A 19178-nucleotide genomic window follows, 5' to 3' on the forward strand; every position below is an offset into this window, starting at 1 on the left:
GTAACGCGTAGTAATATATCCACTTTAAAACGGTTAGAATTAGGCAATTGGATTAACTAGTATATGTCCGATTCTGTGAGCGAGAATGTAAACTCACTGAATGGAGTTTCACCTTATGGTATTCTTACACTTCTTCCCGAAATACTAGATTCATAAATTGCATCAATTAATTGTGTTACTTGGAGCGATTCCTCAGGTTTATTGACAAGATCAGCATGTCCTAAACAACTTTCTATGAAGTTCTTTGCCTGTAAAATCCCTGCTTGATGTTGGTCATCTTGCACATAAGCACTACTTGTTGTAAATGCCCCGTGTTTTGACTTGTAGGATTCAAAAGGAAATACTTGAAGACCGCCATCTACACCAGAAATACTGATTTGTGTCATATCCTCTTTAATATTTGCTGCCCAAGAACATTCAAACAACATGGTACTATGATCCTCAAATCGTATATACGCGGTAACATGATCATCTACATCGAATGTATCATGATCAAAAGCTCCCCATTCATTAATTTGATTTGGAGTTTTCGATAATCGATTATACGTCTGCCCAATCACTTCCACTGGTTTTCGTTTATCTAGCAACCATAAAGCTGCATCTAATAAATGACAACCCCAATCAATTAAACTCCCTCCACCCTGCATTTGTTGATTCGTAAAAACTCCCCAGCCTGGCACTTTTCGACGTCGCATCGCTTGTACTCTAGTAACTAGAGGATCTCCTACTTCGTTCATCGTTTTCTTTGCTAATTGTACGGATTCCACAAATCGATAATGATAGGCAATCGATAGTTTCTTCCCATTTCTTTTAGAAGCTTCTAGCATCAATTCTGCCTCTGCAGTAGTCATTGCCATTGGCTTTTCACAAAGAACGTGAAGTCCAGCATCTAATGCTGCAATAGCAATTTCAGCATGAAACTTATTTGGAGTACAGATAGTCACAGCATCTACAATAGAAAACATAGCATGATAATCATCGTAAACATGTTCAATCTCAAATTTATTAGCAACTTCTTTTGCTCGTACTGAATTCACATCACAAACAGCTGTAACTTCAACTATTTTGTTAAGATGAAGGTAAGCAGGGATATGTCTACTTTCTGCAATACCTCCAACACCGATAATACCCATTCTTAACTTAGTCATTGATTTCACTTCTCCATTTGAAAAATTTGCATTGTCTCTACAGAAGACAATGCTGCTAAAATTACGTTAAGCGACTTCATCCCTTCGTATCCATCGATAAGAGGTTGTTGATTAGCAGTAATTGACTTAATAAAGTGATCAATTACATGAGAAGTTGTTTGCCCACCTTCTTCATTTGATTGAATCCCACCAAGTTCATATTTTACAACTTCACCATTTGTGTACTGTACAATCATAGAATAGTTTGGATCATCTTCTAAACGAACAACTGCATTTTCAGCAAATATAACTGTCGAATTATCCTCTTTAGCATTATAAGCCCAACTAGCTGCCAATGTACCGATAATGCCACTTTCTGATTTCATAACCAATGTTGCGTTGTCATCAACGGTTGCTTTTTCTTTTGCACTTGTTTCGACGAAAGCTGCTACTTCTACAAACTCTTCATTTAATAAATAACGCATTAAGTCTGCTTTGTGTACTCCTAAATCACCCATCGCACCCACAAAAGCTTCATTTTTCTTAAAGAACCAACTATCAACTCCATCTGCGCTCCATCCTTCAGGACCACCATGACCAAATGTTGTTCGGAAACTATAGATTTTACCTAGTTCACCGCTTTCAATAAGCTGTTTCGCTTTTTGGTGAGATGGAACAAAGCGTTGGTTATGACCAATCATTAATTTGCGATTATTTTTCTCCGCAGCTTGGATCATTTCTTCCGCTTCTTCTTTTGAAGTGGCCATTGGTTTTTCACATAAAACATGGCAACCTGCTTCTAGAGCGGCAATGCTTACTGGAGCGTGTAAATAGTTAGGTAAACATACACTTACTGCATCAATATCTTCCTCATTTAATAATTGCTTATAATCAGTGTAAGCTTTTGCTTCATGTAGTTCTGCAGTTTGTTTCGCTCTTTCTTCGACAATATCACAAACTGCCACAATATCTACTTGTTGATTAGCTCTATATTCTATTAAATGACGATTTTTTGCAATACTTCCACAACCAATAACGGCTACACGTACTTTTGCCATTTTCATTTCCCCCATCCTTATTTTTTCTTAATTTTTTCTAACGGTTGTACATTTCCATACTTATGAACAGGTGTATCCGTATTTTTCGCCCATTTAACCGCATTCACAATAACTTGTTGAACTTCTTTTTGATGATATGTAGGATACGTTTCGTGTCCAGGACGGAAATAGAATATTTTACCTCTTCCACGCTTAAATGTTGCTCCACTACGAAATACTTCCCCGCCTTCAAACCAACTGATAAACAATAATTCATCTGGTGTTGGTATATCAAAATGTTCTCCATACATTTCCTCTTGAGGAATTTCAAAGTACTGACCAATACCTTGAGTGATTGGGTGAGTAGGATCTACATTCCAAACGCGTTCTTTCTCACCTGCCTCTCTCCATTTCAAATCACAACCAGTGCCCATTAAGCTCTTAAATACTTTCGAGAAGTGACCAGAGTGTAATACAATTAATCCCATTCCATTTAATACGTGTTGTTTTACTTTTTCTACAATTTCATCATTTACTTCTTCATGGGCTTTATGTCCCCACCAAATAAGTACATCCGTCTCTTTTAGTAAATCATCAGAAAGTCCGTGATTAGGTTCATCAAGTGTTGCTGTTTTCACTTTTAAGTTTGCTGTTTTTAAAAAGTCTGCTATCGTACCATGAATTCCTTCTGGATAAATATTAGCTACGGTTTCATTTTGTTGTTCATGTCGATATTCATTCCAAACAACTACGTTCATTTTTATCCTCTCCTTAATATGCTGTATACGCTCACCTATTACACTTTTAATACCTTCTGATGAGAATCTCTCAACTCCATCACTGTAGGAATAATTACGCTTCGTTTAAACATGTTTGGATCATTGATTAATTCTATTAAACACCTGGACGACTCATAACCTAATTGATATGTTTGTGTATTGACGGTTGTTAATGACGGCATTGATAATTCCGTAATAAACGTTTTATTAAATGTAACGATACTCATGTCGTTGGGAACGTGATAGCCTTTTTCATGCAAGATTTTTAATATGCTAATGGCTTGAATATCTGAAGAAATGACAAATGCTGTTGGAACAATCTCTTCATTAAATAACTCGGTAACAACTTTTGGGTTATTGTTGTTATCATCGTATTTAATGTATTCCTCACGGTATAATAGAGCATTTGATAACAAAGCCTCTTTATAACCATTCATTCGATCTTGAATGACTTGGAATTCTGGGTTATCTCCAATAAAAGCTATTTCTTCATGACCAAGATCAATCAAAAATTCAGTTGCTTCTTTTCCTGCTTGAACATTATCATTATCGACATACATAATTTCATTTGTATGTTCCATCGGTTTTCCAATCACCACGAAAGGTATTTGTTGTTCGATTAAAAATGGTACGACCTTATCATCTTTTTTTGAATAAAGTACAATAACACCGTCTATTCGCTTTCCATTTACCATCTTTACTACCTCTTTATAGATTGAATCTTCGGATTCTCCGGTTGTTAATGAGATACTATAATCTAAATGGTGACAGTACGTACTAATCCCTCTTAATACTTCTGGAAAAAATGGATTATGCCATGAATGAGTGGCAGAGTGTTTCATTACAATCCCAATTGTTTTGGTCGATTTTTGAACAAGTACTCTTGCATTGTAATTAATATGATAACCTAACTCATTCATAACTTTTCGTACTTTTCTTTTCGTCTTTTCACTTATCTTATCACTATCAGAAAGAACTCGAGAAACAGTAGAAGGTGATACATTTGCTTCCCTTGCAACGTCTTTTATTGTAACCGACACGGTAATCAGCCTCCTTTCTTTTAATCAAAAGGATTATTTGACAGCTCCCTCTGATACTCCCTTAATAATATGTTTCTGTGCAATAAAGTAAATAATGATTACTGGAATAATTGCTATAGTTAAACCAGCTAATGCTAAATGCCATTGTTTCGTATATTGACCAAAGAAGAAGAACATTTTCAATGGAATAGTAGCTTCATTAGCACTCAATACAAGAGATGGTAATAAATAGTCATTCCAAATCCAGATTAAGTTCAAAATCATCACCGTTACAGAAATCGGCTTTAGCATCGGGAAGATAATCTTCCAGAATAATTGCCATTTATTTGCTCCATCAATGATAGCTGCTTCATCTAATGATTTAGAAATCCCAGTCATTGCACCATGATATAAGAAAATGGATAGACTAGAACCAAATCCAAGATACATAAAAATTAATCCCCAACGATTTAGCATGTCAACCTGACCAAAGACTGATACAAGTGGAATCATGACAGATTGGAATGGAATTAACATGGCAGCGACAAAGATCATAAACAAGACCGCACTTAGTTTACTCGTATTTCGAGCAAGTGCATATCCAGCCATTGACGAGAAGATAATTATAATTCCGACACTTAGTAAACTAACAAGTACTGAATTAAATAATGAATTAGCAAAATCTAAGTCAATAAAAGCTTGCACGAAATTATCTAATGTCCATTCTGTTGGAAATCCTAAAATATTTGTGAAAATATCATTCTTTGTTTTAAATGCATTAACAAACATTAAATAAAATGGAGATAACCATAATAATGTAAGGAATAAACCTAAGATTAATAATAATAATCGATTTCTTTTTTTCTCTTTCATTATAGGTCAACCTCCCTCTTCTTATTATAGTACACTTGTGTCAAAGCTACAGCTGCAACGAGGACAAAGAATACAACTGCTTTTGCTTGAGCAAATGCCATATCATAATCACTAAAAGCAGTATTATAAATATCCATTGCGATCATTTCCGTCGATTTGAAGGGTCCTCCTCCAGTTAATGCAAGGTTTTGATCGTACATTTTGAATGCATTTGACAGTGTTAAAAACATGCTGATAGTAAATGCAGGTGCCACTAGTGGAAATGTAACTTTCCAAAAACGTTGAAAAGGATTTGCTCCATCAATTTCAGATGCTTCCATTAATTCTTGAGGAACCGCTTCAAGATAAGCAATATAAATAATCATAATATAACCGCCATATTGCCATGCATTTAAAATGACTAATCCCCAGAAACCAGTAGTAGCATCGGAAAGCCATCCTTGTAGGAATTCTAGTCCTAGTAATTGTCCTGCACTATTAAATGCACTTACAAAAATAAACTGCCAGATGAAACCTAAAATCAATCCACCGATTAAGTTAGGCATAAAGAATACCGTACGGAATAGGTTACTTGTTTTTAATTTTTGCGTAACGAGAAGCGCAAGTCCTAAACCGATGATATTCACAAGAACAATAGATACAACTGCAAATTTTATCGTAAACCAAATTGCATTTAGAAATTCTCTTTCCTGAAATAATTTAATATAGTTTTCAAATCCTAAAAAGTTGTTTGCTTGTAATCCGTTCCAATCCGTAAATGAATAGAATAAACCATATATAAAAGGAACAAATACTACTAAACCTAAAGCTACCAATGTTGGTGTCATAAATAACCAGAAAGATAGACTTCTATTTTTCATGACTACTTCCCCTCCTTTGCTTAATGCCGATATATTAATAGCCAACAAAATAATCTTCATTATTTTGTTGGCTATTTCTTCATACGTTATTGTCTAGCGTTTTCCCAATCAGCGGTAGATTGTTCAATTACTTCTTCCCATGAAATATCTCCACTTAAATAACGCTGCATATTAACCGCCATTGAATCTTCTTGCCAACCTACAGGAGATGCCATAAACACCCAACCAATCGTGTCACCTTCCTGTGCATATTTATATACTGTTTGAGAGAGAGGATCAGCAATACGTTCTGTATCATACCCTTCATATGCAGGAATAAATTTAAACTCATCTAAAACAAAATCTTTACCAGCATCGGATGTATATAACCAATCTAAGAAATCTTTTGCAGCTTGTTGAACTTTTTCATCTTTATTCTTGTTTACTACCCAATATTGAGGAACACCAACTGGCAACTGGCCTTCCAAGCCGTCAACCGGAATTGGAATCATACCGATATTGTTTTCTGCAAACTCCGCGTCCATTTGTTCTACTGTAGGATAAATCCAATTACCTTGTTGAATAACTGCTACTTTTCCAGTTGAGAATAATTGTTCTACTTGTTGAGAGTAATCTAGGCTCAATACTGGTTGTACAGAATATTCATTCTGTAAATCTAGCATACGTTGTAATTCGTCACCTTTTGAAAAAGGAATAGTTGGAGATTCATAAGCCTCCATAATATCATTATTAAAATCTGGTGCGATATACGTATTTGCTAAGTGATTCCCCATTACCCATAGTTCTTTAGCAGGTAAAGCCATTACTGCTTCAAGACCTAAATCTTCTTTTTGACTATCAATTGTAGCGAAAGCTTCTTCCAACGCTTCATAAGTAGTTAATTCCTCTGGATTGATTCCAGCTTGCTCAAAAATTTCTTTGTTATAAATATATCCATATCCTTCTTGGCTATATGGAAGTCCTAATATTTTATCTTCTTCCATAACCCCTGTTAACGTCCCTTCCAATGCTGCTTCAGCTGCTTTTGTATCAGAAAGATCGGCTAAATAATCATGATACTCCTCTACTTCAGTCGGTCCACCAACATTGAAAATTGCCGGTTCATTTCCAGCAGCAAAAGATGATTTTAAGGAAGCAGCATAATCATTTCCTCCACCTACTGTTTGAACATCAATTTTCACATCAGGATTTTCTTCTTCATATTGTTTAACAATTTCTTCAAATTGTTCTTTAAATTCTACTTTAAATTGGAAAATATCTACTACTGTTTTTCCATCTGTTGACTCTTCATTTTCATCACCAGAAGAACAACCAGCTATAATAAGTACAGCTACAAACATAAATGCGATAAACCCTTTTGTAAGAAACGTTTTGTTTCTTTTCATGAACCCCACCCCTAAGTAGTATTTTTTAGTAATTTATGAAAACACTATAAAATAGCGCTTTCATAACACTATATTAATTTAGGACATATAATTTATGCCCTGGTATGCAAACAAGGAAAACGTTTGCATTAATATATCTGAATAATATCATAAGCATAGGAAACCAACAACCCTTTTTTATCGTATGTTTTAATTTCCATACTATTAAAGTTAACTATACCTATGCTCAATAATTGATATAACAACATCTAAGTAATAGAAATTCAACTTCTAAATAAATTTAAATTTTATTAAATCGTTTGCATAAATTATGCATAATGCTACTTAATGTTAGGTGGAAGATTCGGTCATTACAGGCAACTTAATTCCCGCCTAATTGCTTGAAATATATTTTCTATTCCCCGTTATATATGAAATAGATTCTAGAGTATGAAAAAAGCCAAACCAAACACAATAATAATAATTATCGTGTTCGTTTGGCTTACAATAATTATTCTTTTGTTTTTAAGTCTAATGGTACTGGAATTAATTCATCCACATCATTCCCTGCAAAAACTTCTTGCACTGTATTAATCGCTTCCTGTCCCATTAAATCAGGCTGTTGAGCTACTGTCGCTGTTAGTTCTCCTGCTTCTACAGCAGCAATTGCATCATCTACACCATCAAACCCTACAACAACAATATCTTTTCCGGTTGCTTTGATAGCTTCAATCGCGCCTAATGCCATTTCATCATTGTGCGCAAATACAGCATCAATATCGTTATACCCTTGTAACGTATTTTCCATAACCGTTAAACCTTCTGTTCGATCAAAATTTGCCGGTTGAGAAACCAATACATTCAGTTTTTCTTCAGCAACATTATGGAAGCCTTCACCACGTTCACGGGTTGCTGATGCTCCTGCGATTCCTTGAAGTTCAACAACATTTGCATCTTCTCCAACTGTTTCAGCGATAAATTCTGCTGCCATTTCTCCACCAGATATATTGTCTGATGTTATTAATGTTTCGACCTCTCCTTCATCCGCTGAACGATCAATTGTAATAACAGGAATATCTGCAGCATTTGCAGATTGTACCGCTGAAGATACCGCTGCTGAATCTGTTGGGTTAATTAATAAGATATCTACTTGCTGTTGAACTAAATCTTCTATTCCACTAATTTCCACTGAGGCATCATCTTGTGCATTTACAGTAACAATATCCATGCCTTGTTCTTCCGCTTCTTTCACAATCGTATCATGCAATGTAACAAAAAAAGGATTCTCCATTGTAGAAATACTTAGTCCAATTTTTATATTCCCTTCGTTATCTGAACCATTATTTACAAATGGACTTTCCATGGAACATGCTGCTAAAAATAATAACATTACACTTAATAATGCTATTTGGAAATTCTTCATTATATTCACCTCGTTAAGATTTTTTACGATCTAGTAGTACTGCGATTAGGATAACGACACCTTTTACTACTTGTTGATAGAAAGAGGAAATACCTAGTAAGTTCATTCCATTGTTTAAAATACCGATAATCAATACCCCGATAAACGTACCTGCTATACGTCCCTTCCCTCCAGCAAGACTTGTACCACCAAGAACTACGGCAGCAATAGCGTCCATTTCATAGGAAGTACCTGCAGTTGGTTGAGCAGAATTAAGACGTGAAGTAAGAATCATTCCTGCTAACGCTGCCATCATACCACTGATAGAGTAAATAAAGATTTTTACACGGTCTACCTTAATACCTGATATTTTTGCTGCCTTTTCATTCCCACCGATTGCATATGTTTTACGTCCAAATGACATCTTATGAAGTAAGAACCAAAGAATCACAAAAGCAATAATCATCGTTACTGCCGGAACCGGTATTCCTAAAAAGTATCCTTTACCAAATAATTGAAAGGCATAAGAATCTCCTAATCCAGTTACCGGTTTACCATCTGTAAACACTAATGTTAATCCTCTAAATATGGTCATTGTTGCTAATGTAACAATGAATGGTGCCAAGTTTCCTTTTGATACTAAAATACCATTCAGCGCCCCAAAAACAGCACCTAATAAAACACCGATAATCACGGCTAAAATAGGATCAATTCCAGACGTCATCATAATAGCCGCTATCGCACTTGACAAAGCAAGAATTGAGCCTACTGAGAGGTCTATTCCGCCTGTTAAAATTACAAATGTCATACCAAACGCAATTAATCCATTAATAGAAATTTGTCTTAGTAAGTTCATAATATTTGCTGGATCTAAAAATGCTGGATTCATGATGGTAACAGTGACAATTAGTAATACTAAAGCTATTAACGGAATTACTTTTTGCCACATCGAATCTATTTTATTATTTTTCATGCCCATTCCCTCCTGTAGCATATGTCATTATTTTTTCTTGCGTGGCTTCTTCTCGTGCTAATTCTCCTGCAATCTTCCCTTCGTGTATAACCATTACTCGGTCACTCATTCCAAGTACTTCTGGTAAATCAGAAGAAATCATTATAATTGCTAAGCCTCGTTCTGTTAATTCATTCATCAACTGATAAATTTCTCGTTTTGCTCCAACATCTATTCCTCTAGTAGGTTCGTCCATAATTAATACTCTTGGCGATGTCCCTACCCATTTTGCAATGACAACCTTTTGCTGGTTCCCACCAGATAAGTTACCTACAGGTAGCTCCTGGGTCTGTGTTTTAATTTGTAATCGCTTTATCATAAGTTCAACAAAATCTTTTTCGTCTTTACCTTTGATAAACCCTTTACTGGAGAAGCTTTTTAAATTTGATAAACCTATGTTCTCTCTAATCGAAAAGTCTAAAACTAATCCTTCATCTTTTCGGTTTTCTGTAATGAATGCTATTCCTGCTTTCATCGCATCTGTTGGATCTTTAATTGTCATTCTATTACCATCGAGGATTATTTCCCCTTGATCTACATCATCTATTCCAAAAATTGCTCGCATAATCTCTGTACGTCCAGCGCCCATTAATCCGGAAACACCGAGTATTTCTCCTTCTTTAACGGAAAAACTTATATCCTTGAAATAGCCTTTGCGATTAAAGTTATTCACTTGTAATATTGGATCGCCTAATGTAGGAGTACGATCAGGATAACGTTCTTCCAGTTCTCTTCCTACCATTTGTTTGACAACCTCGTTATAGTTTGTATCTTTGATCCAAGATGTTGTTACAGAAGTACCATCTCGCATGACAGTAATACGATCACAAATCGCAAAAATTTCTTCCATGCGATGTGAAATATAAACCAATGAAACTCCTTGTTGTGTAAGCTCTTTCATAATTTCAAATAACTTATCGATTTCTCTATCTGTGAGTGCAGCTGTTGGCTCATCCATGATAATAACTTTAGCGTTTAACATTAGCGCTTTGGCAATTTCAATTAGTTGTTGTTCACCAACAGAGCATTCGCCCGCTTCTTTATCAAAAGGAATTGAAAAATCTAATCTATCGAAGACTGCTTCTGCTTGTTTCTTCATTACTTTTTCTTTTAAGAATCCAAATGCATTTGTCATTTCTTTACCGATAAACAGGTTTTCTAATACGGTCATCTGTGGTAATATATTTAACTCTTGACGTATAAATGCAATTCCTGCTTGCTCCGATTCCTTTGAATCTTTATATTGTGTTTTTACTCCATCAATAGTAATCGAACCTTGGTTTGAAGGGAAAAGACCTGTGAGAATATTCATTAATGTAGACTTTCCAGCTCCATTCTCTCCCATCAGCGCATGGATTTCTCCAGGTTCTAATGTGAAATCTACACCTTGGAGCACTTTGTTGGAACCGAAAGATTTATGAATGTTTTCCATGACAATCTTCATTTTTAATCACTCCTCCTTTAATAAAACTCTACATTCAGTGTCGGTTTTCCGCACTGAATGTTCTTACTACAAGTGCATGACCTAATGGCCCTTGAACAGCGTCATACATTTACGGGTAATTTATATCCAACTTATTCACTATAGGTAAGCTGCATAGTCTTGAAGTAAGGAGATTTCTGCCTGATACATATGTTAGAAGAAAACACCCGATCGTAATATACAATTTGCGTAAGGAGTTGTTTCTCCTGTTCGTATAATTGCTTTCGCTTGTTTATTCAACGATTTGAATTGTTCATGGGTTACATAACTTATTGGTGTATCGTTAATAAGTTCCTTTACTTGCTTATGTTTTTCAGTATTATCTACCTTAATCTCTTGAGCTAATGTTACTTCTTCAATGACCATATCATCTATTAGTGCATTTAGTACTTCTATAAAAGATGGAGTACCAGGAGTTAAGGCTACATCAATCTTTTTAACTCCTTCTGGAACAGGTAACCCTGCATCGGCAATAACGATTTGATCGGTATGTCCCAAATCAGATAAAAGTTTTGATATATGACTATTTAACATACCTTTTTTCTTCATATGATTTATTCCTCCATCTCTTTTCTTGTTGGCATTCCGCCCTGAGCACCGAATTTTGTAATCGATATCGATGCAGCCTTATTTGCAAAACGAATTGCATCTGTTATTGATTTACCTTCTGCAATTGCAACTGCGAATGAAGCATTAAAGGTATCTCCAGCTCCAGTAGTGTCTACAGGGGTAACTTCAAAAGAAGGAACTACGACTTCTTTTTCACCGTCATAGTAGCGTACACCATTTTTTCCTTCAGTAATGAATAATTTATTAGGATAGAGTTGTAATACATCGCTTCGGTTCTCATTGCCAAACATAACCGCAAATTCATGTTCATTTGGGGTAAGATAAGTGGCACGTTCTATTACTCTATTGGATACTTCTCTTGCAGGAGCTGGATTTAGTAACACTGGTACTTCGAAAGCGTGGCAAGTTTCTACTACAAACTCCACCGTCTCTTCAGGAATTTCTTGTTGGATTAACACCATATCCGCTTCTTTCAATTTATCCATCGATTTTCTTATATAATCTGACGTCACATAATCATTCGCACCTTTTACGAAAATGATGCTATTATCTTCTTCAGCTAACGTAATATGCGCAGTTCCAGATGCAACATCGGTAACCGGTTCCACATACTCCACAGAAACACCGTTGTCTTGTAAATTGCTTAAAATTTCCTTACCAAACGTATCCTTTCCTACTCTTCCAATCATGGATACATTTGCACCTAACCGAGATGCAGCTACAGCTTGATTCGCTCCCTTACCACCTGGCACCGTTTGAAAATCATTACCAATTATTGTCTCTCCTGCCTTTGGTCTTGCTGGAGCTGTTACGACCAGGTCAATTGATGAGCTTCCTACTACAGTTATATTTACCATCTATATTCCTCCATTTAATGTTGAATTTCTTTCTTTTAAGTAAACAGGTAATTGTTCGTGTATCATACCTAGTTTTTCTTTATTTATGAGTTTTATAAGCATGTCTGCTGCTTTTACGCCCATATCATAAGTTGGCTGATGAATGGTGGTAAGACTTGGATGCACAATTTCACTAATCGTTATATTATCGTACCCGATTACTTGTAAATCAGTTGGTACGTTAATTCCTCTTGTTACAGCTTCATGTAACATCGCAGCAGCTACTAAATCATTACAAGCAATAATCCCTTCTGTATCAGGGAATTGATTAAATAGCTCTTTTGCTTTCTTTCTACCATCTTCAAAAGATAACTGACAATCTATAAAATTGACCGAAACGTTCTTTTCACTTAAATATTGCATCGCTGATTGAAATCGATCATATAACGGTTTCGCATCTTGCGGCCCTCTTAGAACAACAATTTTTTCACAACCAGATGATATTAATTTTTCTGCAGCTAATCGCCCTCCTGATTTATGATCTGCATACACTGCAGGAAGTTCTTCGGTAATACGATCGACTGTAACAACCGGTACACGCAAATTAGTAAGCACTTCATGATGCAAGTGATCCACAGAAGCTATTAATCCAACAACGTTATGTTGTAAAAATGTATCAATATATTCCATTTCCTTTGTGGTATCACCATCCGTATTACCAAAAATAACACGATACCCTTGTTGTTGAAGATTGTCTTCTACTCCTCTTGCTAATGCAGGAAAAAATGGGTTTGTAATATCTGGTAATACAAGTCCAATTAACTTAGATGTTCTTTTATACAAAGACCGTGCAACTTCATTAGGCTTATATTGCAGGTGATTAATTGCTTCCATAACTGCTTTCCTTGTATCCTCATATACATATCCACTATTATTAAGTACTCTTGATACAGTAGCCGCTGATACACCTGCTTTTTTAGCTACATCTTTAATAGTTACTGTCATATTCATTCATTCCTTCAAGAAAATGTGGAACCGTTTACAGATAAAATATTATCATGAAAGCGTTTTGATAGCAATAGAAATTATCACCCGTTACTGTACAGTTTCTGGAAATCCATTATTCTATTTCGTATGATAGAAGGAGACCATAAAGAAAAGGTGGAGCTTATATATGGAATCCTCAGAACATCATAATCATTTAATTAATGAAACCTCTCCCTATTTACTACAACATGTAAATAATCCAGTAGATTGGTATCCATGGGGGGAAGAGGCATTTAATAAAGCAAAAAAGGAACAAAAACCTATCTTTTTAAGTATAGGTTACAGTAGTTGTACATGGTGCCATAACATGAACCGAGAATCCTTTATGGATGAAGAAGTAGCTGCACTATTAAATCAACATTATATCTCTATTAAAGTAGATCGAGAGGAAAGACCTGATATAGATGGTTTATATATGAAAACATGTCAAATGATGACTGGACATGGTGGTTGGCCATTATCAATTATTATGACGGATGACCAAGTCCCTTTTTTTGCAGGAACTTATTTTCCAAAGCACCAAAATTATGGTTTACCGGGGTTAATGGATATATTACCTACAATCGCTAAAAAGTATAATGAAGATCCACAACAAATAACGGAGTATATGGAAAAAGTTGAATATGCATTACAAGAAACGCTTATTAAAAAAAGTAATGAATCACTTACTAGTGAAGATACGGTAAGAACTTACAAACAACTCAAAGATGTATTTGACTACCAGTATGGAGGTTTTCATAAAGAACCTAAATTTCCTTCTCCCCAACACCTTTCTTTTTTAATTCATTATTATCATATAACTGGAGAAAAAAATGCATTAAAAATGACGGATATGACATTAAAGTCAATTTTTAGAAGCGGTACTTGGGATCATGTGGGATTCGGACTTTTCCGATATGCTACTGATAGAAAATGGATGTTTCCTCATTTCGAGAAAATGCTTTATGACCAAGCTTTTTTATTAGATGTTTGCATAGATATGTTTCTCATCACGAAAGATCCTTACTATCAATTAAAAGTTGACCAAATTATCCAATTTGTAAAAAGAGAAATGACAGCTGAAAATGATTGTTTTTATGCTTCTTTAAGTGCAGATTCAAACGGAGAAGAAGGAGCTTATTATCTCTGGTCACTTGAAGAAATATATTCTTTATTAGGTGAAGATGAAGGAGATCTGTTCGCTGAAGTATATGGAATTTCCCCAGTGGGTGTTCATCAAAGAAAGAATCTACCTTATCGGCGGGGTATTTCTATAGAGTCACTTGCATCCACTTATGGAATTCATGTAGAGAAGGTAAAGACAACATTGACTAAGAGTTTAGATACATTAGAAAAAGCGAGAGTACAACGAGTAGCTCCTGCAACAGATGATAAGGTTCTAACAAGTTGGAATGGATATATGATAGCTGCACTTGCTAAGGCAGGAAGAGTTTTTCTAAATGAGAATTGGATTAATCACGCTATAAAGGCAATGGCTCAATTAAGAGATTTACTGACCAAAAATAATCGATGGTTCGCAAGTTATCGACATGGAAAAACCAACACGAAAGGATTTCTAGATGACTATGCAGCTATCCTTTGGGGGTATATAGAACTATATCAAGCTACAATGGAAATTGACTACCTTAAAAAAGCAGAAACAATTGCAAACGATATGATTGAACTTTTCTGGGATAGTAATCAAGGTGGATTCTTTTTTGTAGCGAATGACGCAGAGCAATTAATATCCAGAGAAAAGGAAATCTTCGATAGTCCTATACCATCAGGTAATAGCCTTGCCAGCATTCAATTGTCTCGATTAGCAAACTTAACTGAAAATATGAATTATTATCAGTATATTGATACGATGATGTATACTTTTTATAAAGAACTTCATAATGACCCAAGTGGAGCATCTTTCTTTATGCGAAATTTATTTTTACAACAAGACAAGACGAAGCAAGTCATTATCATCGGGGAAAACACGGAAGTTTTCTTTAATCAAATTAGAGAGAGTTATTTACCGAATGTCCATATTATCTCCGTAAAAGATTCTAAGTCTCTAGCCAAGTTATTACCTACTGGAGAGAATTTTAAAAAAATCAATGGACAAACAACCTATTATGTGTGCTCCAATTTTCACTGTAATCAACCAACTACTTCTATTAAGGAAGTTTTAGCAGAAATAATCAAGGAGACTAAGTAGAAAGGAGAGTTTTATATGAAAGTAAAAATGAATGTACAGACTGCTTATCATGGAGAATTATTACGTGCTGGAAAAGTATATGATATCGATGAAGAAACAGCAAAACGTTGGATTGCCAGTAAGATAGCTATAGAAGATAATGAAAGGTAATCCGCATAAGTTTGAAGATCCTAGTTGCTAGGCGCATGCCCCTAATGTAGCCGTTTCTCTCCACGTACAATATGAAGTCAAAAACACTAATAAAAAAAGAAGACTTGTCCACTACAACAAGCCTTCTTTTTTTTATTATCTAGTAAATTATAAAATTAGGTACTTGTAAAGATTACGACGATTGCCGAACTTCCTCAAAAAACAGAGGCGCACTCGCTACGTTGCTAAACGGGCGCTTGCGCCTTTGTTTCTTTATCTATTGGCGAAAAACTCTTCTGCCTCTTCTAAATATTTTTCTTGATCAGGAGTTAGATCATATTCTTCTTCAATGGCAGATACAGGGCATACTGCTTTACAAGCTCCACAATCAATACAAATATCCGGATCAATGTAAAACTGTTTTACGCCTTCTTCTATACAATCAACAGGACATACACTAACGCATTCTCCTGCTTTCTCACCTCTACAAGGGTCAAGTATGACAAAAGCCATAGATGGATTTACCTCCTTACTCATTAAACAATGCTCACCTTAAATGATAAGGGTTTTCAAAAAAGAAGTAAACCATTTGATATCACTTTATCTTTAAACATGTACATCTACACCTGGTCCAAATGGAATACCAGTATAGTAGAAAATTAATAACATAATAGTAAATGTGATTAAGAAGAAAATAGTATAAGGTAACATCAATGCAATGATTGTTCCTAGACCAGCTTTTTTATCGTACTGTCTCACAAATCCTAATACGATTATCATATATGGATTCATTGGAGTAATAACATTAGTAGAAGAATCTGCAATGCGATATGCTGCTTGTACAAATGCAGGACTGTATCCTAAATAATAGAACATTGGTACGAAAATTGGCGCTTCCAAAGCCCATTGTGCCGAACCACTAAATACAAACAAGTTTAGAATTGTTGTAAACAACACAAATGCTAGTATTACTATAATTCCTGTCATTCCAATAGATTGCAAGAATTCAGCCCCACTAATTGCTATCCAGGCTCCCATATTAGTCCAACTAAAGTAAGCAATAAATTGAGAAGCTGCAAACACTAATACGATGAAACCAGACATATCTTTCATTGCTTCTCCCATTAAGGAACCAACATCTCTAGATGATTTAATTTTCCCAACAGTAACCCCATAAGTGACGCCTGCAACTACAAAAAATAATAATAAAATTGGTACGATCCCAGTTAAGAATGGAGAAGGAACAATACTTCCATCTTCACCAGTTAATGGAGAGTTAGGAATCAAAATTGCAGTTACAAGTAATGCGACAAAAATCACACAAGCTATAACCGAATTTCTTAAACCTTTCATTTCTAGTGAAGTAGTTTCTTTTACTTCTTCTCCTGCATTACCTTCGTACTTACCTAAACGTGGTTCTACAATTTTTTCTGTGATGAAACCACCAACAAACGTTAAGATAAATGTACAAGCCATCATAAAGTACCAGTTATCAACAGGAGTTACGGATAAATTCTCATTTACTGTTCGAATTGCTTCTGTGGAAATCCCAGCAAGCAATGCATCGGTTCCTGTGACAATTAGATTAGATGTAAAGCCAGCTCCAACTCCAGCGAATCCAGCTGCAAGTCCTGCTAATGGATGGCGTCCTAGATTATAAAATACCATTGCCGCTAATGGAGGAATGATAACAAAAGCCGCATCGGATGCAATATTCCCTAAAATACCAGTTAGTACAATTGCATACGTAACAAGTGATCTTGGTGCTTTCAAAATCGTACTCTTTATCCCGGTTTCAATTAATCCTACTTTATCAGCTAATCCAATACCCAGCATCATCGTCAATACAATACCTAGAGGAGCGAATCCTACAAAATTTTCCAATGTATCCGATAGTATATATTGGATCCCCTCGGCAGAAAGAATACTCTTTATAGCTAATTCCTCTGGCTCATCACCAGGTACTACGAATGTTACATCAAATAACGAAATTACCCATGAAGCTACAGCAACAAGAGCTGCCAATACGATAAATAATATAAATGGATCGGGAAGTTTATTACCTATTCGTTCGACTCCATTTAAAAATTTTGCCATTCGTGCTTTCCTTTGCTTAGCCAATTTAATTTCCCCCTTTATTTAATTCTTTATCTTCTTTAAAACAAAAAACTCTACGTGGTCTGCCACGAATTCCAGATTGGATCTCACCACATTGTTCGATGATATTCGCTTTTTCTAACAACGTAATGATCCTTCTAGCATTTCGGTCCGTACCTTTAAGCCATCGTGATAAATCTTGAGCGGTAAATTCCCTATGGTTATATTGTTTGCTATATGAAAATATCCGATGGACTACACCTGGGCTAACACCTGTATGTTTAATCTTGTTCCGCCAACTTTCCCCTAATTCAATTGTTTTATAGGAAACAGATGCATCATTCCCATGTTTCACTGTGATTCTTTCGTCTTCATCAATGATAATAATAGAAGGAAGGTGTTGAACTTTTTGATGATGGAATCCTTTACGCACATGCTGTTCAGCCTGAGAAACCGTTTCTCCATAGCCAATTGTAATTAGAAGTTCCATATTTTCTTGCTCTTTTACATCATGAATCACACTTAATAATTCCTCCTCAGATAGTGGTCCAATTTCACCTCTGGTAGTGAATATTAAGAATAATCCGTCTCCTATTTGTAATAAAGATCCATGAACCTTTTCGGAAATAAATAAGAGGGTTCTTCGAAGTTCAATTTCCTTATGTTTCATTCGAAAAGAGTAATGAATATCTTCTATTGATGTATCCATATTGACTTGGCAACCAATTACCGCTAGTTGTGCATTTTTATAACGAGAGGTTTTTGCCCTTTCAACTAATATCCGAAAAGTTTGTTCGATTGATAAATAAGAAGGTGTAACACGAAATACTGGAATTCCATTCCTTTTGAGTTCATTGTATGTTTCCCATATAAAGGTGATAGCAATATCGATTTTGCCTTGTTCAAATAATTCTTTATGAAACTCCACTCGTTCTTCTTGATCTGCATATGATTGAAACGGACGATTAAAATAATTTATTCCTTCCAGTCTATAATAAGATACTATCTTTTCAACCTCTTCATTGGTGATTGTATCCATACTTATTCGTTTATACACTTGATTGTTTTCTAGTTGAGCTTCTAATAATGTACCGAAGAAAGTTGATCCACTCATATTTGGATATAAAGCATTAAGATTTGTAACCAACTTCTTTTCGATTGCATAACTGTAATTTAAAATCCCGGAAAAAAACCATTGATCCATTCGAAAATCATTTTCTTGAATAATGGCATGTATTTCTTCTAAATAATTATACGTAAAAGGGGTAATTTCAGTATTCGGAAATTCTTTTGCCACTGCCATTATTTGTTTCACGGAATCAGCAGGTCCAATAACCCCAATTTTTATTTTCACATTA

At 35.3% G+C, this 19178-nt stretch carries 18 protein-coding genes; 2 read left to right on the forward strand and 16 right to left on the reverse strand.

Annotation, left to right across the window (positions count from 1 at the left end):
* Positions 1-113: 113 nt before the first annotated feature.
* The 13 genes from C794_RS13885 to C794_RS13945 form a co-directional block, all read right to left on the reverse strand.
* The gene (locus C794_RS13885; protein ID WP_017797752.1) at positions 114-1148 is read right to left on the reverse strand and encodes a Gfo/Idh/MocA family protein; all 1035 of its coding nucleotides are present in this window, start codon (positions 1146-1148) and stop codon (positions 114-116) included.
* A gap of 5 nt (positions 1149-1153) precedes the next feature.
* The gene (locus C794_RS13890) at positions 1154-2185 is read right to left on the reverse strand and encodes a Gfo/Idh/MocA family protein (RefSeq protein WP_017797753.1); all 1032 of its coding nucleotides are present in this window, start codon (positions 2183-2185) and stop codon (positions 1154-1156) included.
* A gap of 17 nt (positions 2186-2202) precedes the next feature.
* The gene (locus C794_RS13895) at positions 2203-2922 is read right to left on the reverse strand and encodes a ThuA domain-containing protein (protein WP_017797754.1); all 720 of its coding nucleotides are present in this window, start codon (positions 2920-2922) and stop codon (positions 2203-2205) included.
* Between the two features lie 38 nt (positions 2923-2960).
* Entirely contained in the window at positions 2961-3983 is a 1023-nt protein-coding gene (locus C794_RS13900) for a LacI family DNA-binding transcriptional regulator (protein ID WP_017797755.1), read from the reverse strand.
* Positions 3984-4016: 33 nt separating this feature from the next.
* Positions 4017-4835: a carbohydrate ABC transporter permease gene (locus tag C794_RS13905; protein WP_017797756.1), complete on the reverse strand. Its 819-nt coding sequence runs from the start codon at positions 4833-4835 to the stop codon at positions 4017-4019.
* Positions 4835-5695, reverse strand: a complete 861-nt coding sequence (locus C794_RS13910; protein WP_017797757.1) for a carbohydrate ABC transporter permease — start codon at positions 5693-5695, stop codon at positions 4835-4837. Before C794_RS13910 ends, C794_RS13905 begins: the two co-directional genes overlap by 1 nt.
* Before the next feature lie 86 nt (positions 5696-5781).
* Positions 5782-7080 (reverse strand): ABC transporter substrate-binding protein, encoded by a 1299-nt coding sequence (locus tag C794_RS13915; RefSeq protein ID WP_017797758.1) that lies wholly within the window; start codon positions 7078-7080, stop codon positions 5782-5784.
* A gap of 490 nt (positions 7081-7570) precedes the next feature.
* Positions 7571-8482, reverse strand: a complete 912-nt coding sequence (gene rbsB, locus C794_RS13920; RefSeq protein WP_017797759.1) for a ribose ABC transporter substrate-binding protein RbsB — start codon at positions 8480-8482, stop codon at positions 7571-7573.
* 13 nt (positions 8483-8495) lie between these two features.
* On the reverse strand, positions 8496-9434 hold the full coding sequence (locus tag C794_RS13925; RefSeq protein ID WP_017797760.1) for an ABC transporter permease subunit: 939 nt from the start codon (positions 9432-9434) through the stop codon (positions 8496-8498).
* On the reverse strand, positions 9424-10917 hold the full coding sequence (locus tag C794_RS13930; protein WP_017797761.1) for a sugar ABC transporter ATP-binding protein: 1494 nt from the start codon (positions 10915-10917) through the stop codon (positions 9424-9426). The genes C794_RS13925 and C794_RS13930 overlap by 11 nt, the downstream gene beginning before the upstream one ends.
* Before the next feature lie 192 nt (positions 10918-11109).
* Entirely contained in the window at positions 11110-11505 is a 396-nt protein-coding gene (gene rbsD / locus C794_RS13935) for a D-ribose pyranase (protein WP_017797762.1), read from the reverse strand.
* A gap of 5 nt (positions 11506-11510) precedes the next feature.
* Complete coding sequence (gene rbsK / locus C794_RS13940; RefSeq protein ID WP_017797763.1) at positions 11511-12383, reverse strand: ribokinase; 873 nt, start codon at positions 12381-12383, stop codon at positions 11511-11513.
* Positions 12384-13367 (reverse strand): LacI family DNA-binding transcriptional regulator, encoded by a 984-nt coding sequence (locus C794_RS13945; RefSeq protein ID WP_017797764.1) that lies wholly within the window; start codon positions 13365-13367, stop codon positions 12384-12386.
* Between the two features lie 169 nt (positions 13368-13536).
* Here C794_RS13945 and C794_RS13950 point away from each other — a divergent pair, with 169 nt between their 5' ends.
* Together C794_RS13950 and C794_RS21195 are read left to right on the forward strand one after the other, a co-directional pair.
* A complete protein-coding gene (locus tag C794_RS13950) occupies positions 13537-15594 on the forward strand; it encodes a thioredoxin domain-containing protein (RefSeq protein WP_017797765.1) in 2058 nt (685 codons plus the stop codon).
* 15 nt (positions 15595-15609) lie between these two features.
* Positions 15610-15744, forward strand: coding sequence for a hypothetical protein (locus tag C794_RS21195; RefSeq protein ID WP_017797766.1), 135 nt, complete (start codon positions 15610-15612; stop codon positions 15742-15744).
* 252 nt (positions 15745-15996) lie between these two features.
* Here C794_RS21195 and C794_RS13960 read toward each other — a convergent pair whose 3' ends face one another.
* From C794_RS13960 to C794_RS13970, 3 genes are all read right to left on the reverse strand, one after another.
* Positions 15997-16236 carry an indolepyruvate ferredoxin oxidoreductase subunit alpha gene (locus C794_RS13960; protein WP_017797767.1) on the reverse strand — a complete coding sequence of 80 codons (240 nt, stop codon included), beginning with the start codon at positions 16234-16236 and terminating at the stop codon, positions 15997-15999.
* A gap of 93 nt (positions 16237-16329) precedes the next feature.
* A complete protein-coding gene (locus C794_RS13965) occupies positions 16330-17820 on the reverse strand; it encodes an AbgT family transporter (protein ID WP_039819809.1) in 1491 nt (496 codons plus the stop codon).
* A 25-nt stretch (positions 17821-17845) separates the two neighbouring features.
* Entirely contained in the window at positions 17846-19174 is a 1329-nt protein-coding gene (locus C794_RS13970; RefSeq protein WP_017797769.1) for a hypothetical protein, read from the reverse strand.
* Positions 19175-19178 lie beyond the last annotated feature (4 nt).

Source organism: Oceanobacillus kimchii X50 (assembly GCF_000340475.1).
Classification (GTDB): domain Bacteria; phylum Bacillota; class Bacilli; order Bacillales; family Amphibacillaceae; genus Oceanobacillus; species Oceanobacillus kimchii.